This is a genomic window from Sporosarcina sp. FSL K6-5500, assembly GCF_038005665.1.
Classification (GTDB): domain Bacteria; phylum Bacillota; class Bacilli; order Bacillales_A; family Planococcaceae; genus Sporosarcina; species Sporosarcina psychrophila.
This window is the reverse complement of record NZ_JBBOTP010000010.1, coordinates 1-3,458: the sequence shown is the minus strand read 5'-3', so window position 1 is coordinate 3,458 and position 3,458 is coordinate 1. Positions and strand designations below refer to the sequence as shown.

Below are 3,458 nucleotides of genomic sequence, written 5' to 3'. Positions count from 1 at the left end.
TTGCAGGAAAGTAAGAAGGAACTAGAAGGAAAAAATAAAAAACTTGAAAAAGAGGTCGCTGGGCTTCAGGGGCACAAGGTGAATGAGATTGTTTTTAAGAGCATGCTGCAAGATGATAATCGAGATTTAAATATTAGTCAGACAGAAATTAATGGGCGTATTATCCTTTTCAATTTAGAGAATGGCCACGGGCCAAAGGATCGGGAGCAAGGGGAAAGTTGGACCTCAACACTGGAAGAGAACGAAAGGCTTAAAACAATCCCTCAAAGTCGTTTGCAGAGGGGGCTGGAAAAGCTGAAAGTGTTTATTGATAAATTACTGGGTCGAAATTTTTCAATGGATTCGGTTTTACATAAAGCCCAGCAAGAAAAGTCGAAAAAGCCAAAGTCTAAGAAAAAATCACATGATATAGGACTGTGAAGGAGAAATAATGCCCTTAGAGCGCTTCAGAATTGTTTCTGAGGGCTTTAAGGGCATTTTACTTAGATTTATATGTGATTTTTCTTAAAAGGGCTTAAAAAGGCTTGTAAAGGTTTTTAGAGTGGTTTTGAACTTGATTTTGAGCGTAGCGAGAAATGCTCTTTCTTATCTTGATACTACTAGAAACAACTCGTTTTTTTTTTTGCTTGTTTTTTCGTCCAAAAGTTCAATGTTTTAAAGGGTTTAAAGGTTGTTTTCGTCTTAGAAATCGGTATAAAATTTTTTGCACAAAAAAAGCCCCTGTGTTAGAGTTTTAATTGTCTAAGATCAAAACTAAATAACATGGGGGCTTTTTATATGCATTTTCAAAATTCTATAGATAATCATAGCACAATCACGCCAGATGATTCAAGTGTTTTTACGGATAAAGCAAAATCGGGAAAGATTAGACCGTGGCAAGAAAGAAAGATTGATAGTGTAAGTTATTCTGAACTTTTGTTCATACTAGAATTCAAGAAGGCTGAACGTGTCAGGGATTGCGGTGTTATTTTGCAATTCCAAGCGAGCGATACTGGTCACTTGAAATTATATAAAGCGTGGTTTTGCAAATCGAAACTTTGTTCATTGTGCAATTGGAGGAGAGCCATGAAACATTCTGCTCAAAGTAAAAAAGTTATAACGGAAGTTATGAAGCGTAAACTCAGCTGTCGATGGTTGTTTTTCACGTTTACTGTGAAAAATGTTTATGACGGTGAAGAGTTAAATAAAAGTCTTGCCGATATGGCAAAGGGCTTTGGTAGAATGGTTAGATATAAAAAAATCGATAAAAATTTAATCGGTTTTATGAGGACTACAGAAGTAACCGTAAATAAAAAAGACAACTCTTATAATCAGCATATTCATGCCATGATGTGTTTTGAAAGCAGTTATTTTAAGGGTAAGGAAAATTACCTTACTCATAAAGATTGGCAAGCATTTTGGAAAAAGGCTATGAAATTGGACTATGATCCAAACGTATTTGTTACTGCAATTAAATCTAAAATTTCTTCTGGACAGGACAAGCAAGCGATTGAAGATGCGGTAAATGAAACAGCGAAATACTCCGTTAAATCTGAGGATTATTTAACAGATGATGAAGAAAGAAACCTACAAATTGTTAAGGATTTGGAAGAAGGTTTGTTCCGAAAACGGTTGATTTCATACGGTGGACTGCTGAAGGAAATACACAAAGAATTAAATTTAGATGATGCTGAAGACGGTGATCTTATACAAGTTGACGGTGAAGATGAAGAAAAAGAAGATGCTGCATATACCGTTACGGCAATGTGGAATTGGAACAGGCAAAATTATTATATAAAAAATGATTGAGTGGCTTCGGCTACTCTTTTTTGTTTTTACCTCGATTTAAAAATAAGTGAACTGTTGTCCTAAGTGGCAATAGTTCACTTATTTTTATGTAGTTTGATGTGTGTGACGAGTAAATGAGAAAATTTTACTCGTTAAAGAAATTAAAAATAGATTCTCCAACACCGTCCGCATCATCTTTGAATGTATCGTATTCGCTTTTTTCTTCTCCGCACGCAGTTAAAGTAAACACACTTAAAATTAAAGTAATTAGTACGTATTTTTTTAGCTTTCTCACTATGGTAAACCTCCTTCTAATAGACTATTTCACCCAATGATACATTAACACTATATTTTGGGAATGAAAACCAGTTTTATAAAAGAGCTGTTATTTAAAGTGATTTATTATATAAAAAATGATTGAGTGGCTTCGGCTACTTTTTTTTATCGAACGGTGGAGGGAAAAATAAACGGGAAGTGTCAACGGTAAATATCTGACCGGAACGCAGTGAAGGGAATTTAAGAAGTTGATACGAGTCACTGATTTTTCACCCTCTTGGCAATTCAAAAAATTCATTTTTTTGACTGCCTACCGGCGAGGGAGCCCCCTCAAAAAGTGAGGGGGTTGGGGGAGTTTTTTGGAGGGGGTCGAGGGGAAATTTTTCCCTCGTGGGTTTGGGCAAAGCCCATGATCTTTTTCTTTTGAACTTGTTCTGGAACTTTGGGGAGCGGTTTTTGCTCCCTTGCTTTTTGCCTCGCAGAGCACGTCCAGAATTTATTCTGGTCTAGCGTGTTAGACCAGAATAAATTTGGCTCTCTTCGCTGAATGTGTTATTCTTATTCGAAAATGAGGTGTCCGAAATCGCTCACGTCCAAAAACATACAAAAGCAAACATGCAGGGATTATCAAACCACTTAGACCGAAAAATTGAAAACCATTCAAATAAAGATATTGATATTGAGCGCACACATTTGAATTATGATCTATGCGAAAAAGAGGGCGACACACTTTCTAGAATGAATGAACGACTGGCTGAAGTTTATTGCATGAAACGAAAAGATGTAAAGGCATGTTGCGAATGGATCGTAACGTTGCCTGAACCACTCAAAGATGCACCTGACGAGCACCAAAGAAAATTCTTTGAGGAGAAACCTATGAATTTCTCGCTGATCGATACGGGGGCAAGCAGAACGTTATTTCGGCAAATGTACATAATGACGAAACAACACCACACATTCACTTTGCTTTTATTCCCGTTGTTTGGGATGAGAAAAAAGAACGGGAAAAAGTGTCGGCCAAAGAAGTGATATTTAGAGCGGAATTGAAATATTTTCATGATGATTTAGATACGCACCTAAAAGAGCGGATTCCCGAGATTTATCAAGGGGGAATTTTGAACGGAAAAACGATTGGGATTGAAAATGTACATTCGTTGAAAAAGCTTTCAGCGGAGATTGAACAGCAAAAAGAAATGATGGCTGCTGATTTGAAAAAATTTAAAGAGCCAAAAGAAATTTTTGATAAAGTGGATGAAAATGCAGAAAAGAAAACCGTAGGAATCAGAAAGAAAAAAGAAGTGGTTGTTTTGCCGAAAAAGGATTATGAGCGTTTGGGAGTATTGGCGAAATCGAGTATTAGAAGCAATTATCAATTTGAAAATTATAAATCAGATACTAAAAAAGAAATTGGTAAG

Annotated in this window: 3 protein-coding genes and 3 pseudogenes; 5 read left to right on the top strand and 1 reads right to left on the bottom strand. The window is 36.2% G+C overall.

The features are described 5' to 3' along the window. Window positions 1–420, top strand: a pseudogene (locus tag MKX62_RS24330) (hypothetical protein); the annotation flags it as partial. A gap of 357 nt (window positions 421–777) precedes the next feature. Further along, window positions 778–1,788 (top strand): protein rep, encoded by a 1,011-nt coding sequence (locus tag MKX62_RS24325; protein ID WP_340742768.1) that lies wholly within the window; start codon window positions 778–780, stop codon window positions 1,786–1,788. 124 nt (window positions 1,789–1,912) lie between these two features. On the opposite strand, the gene MKX62_RS24320 is transcribed toward MKX62_RS24325, so the two are convergent. After that, entirely contained in the window at window positions 1,913–2,062 is a 150-nt protein-coding gene (locus tag MKX62_RS24320) for a hypothetical protein (RefSeq protein ID WP_340742767.1), read from the bottom strand. Window positions 2,063–2,658: 596 nt separating this feature from the next. On the opposite strand from MKX62_RS24320, the pseudogene MKX62_RS24315 reads away from it, so the two are divergent. The 3 genes and pseudogenes from MKX62_RS24315 to MKX62_RS24305 all read left to right on the top strand — a co-directional run. Next, a pseudogene (locus tag MKX62_RS24315) lies at window positions 2,659–2,853 on the top strand (plasmid recombination protein); the annotation flags it as partial. Between the two features lie 107 nt (window positions 2,854–2,960). Beyond that, window positions 2,961–3,071, top strand: a pseudogene (locus tag MKX62_RS24310) (plasmid recombination protein); the annotation flags it as partial. An 87-nt stretch (window positions 3,072–3,158) separates the two neighbouring features. Beyond that, on the top strand, window positions 3,159–3,458 hold a 300-nt coding region (locus MKX62_RS24305), incomplete at its 3' end, for a hypothetical protein (RefSeq protein ID WP_445683565.1).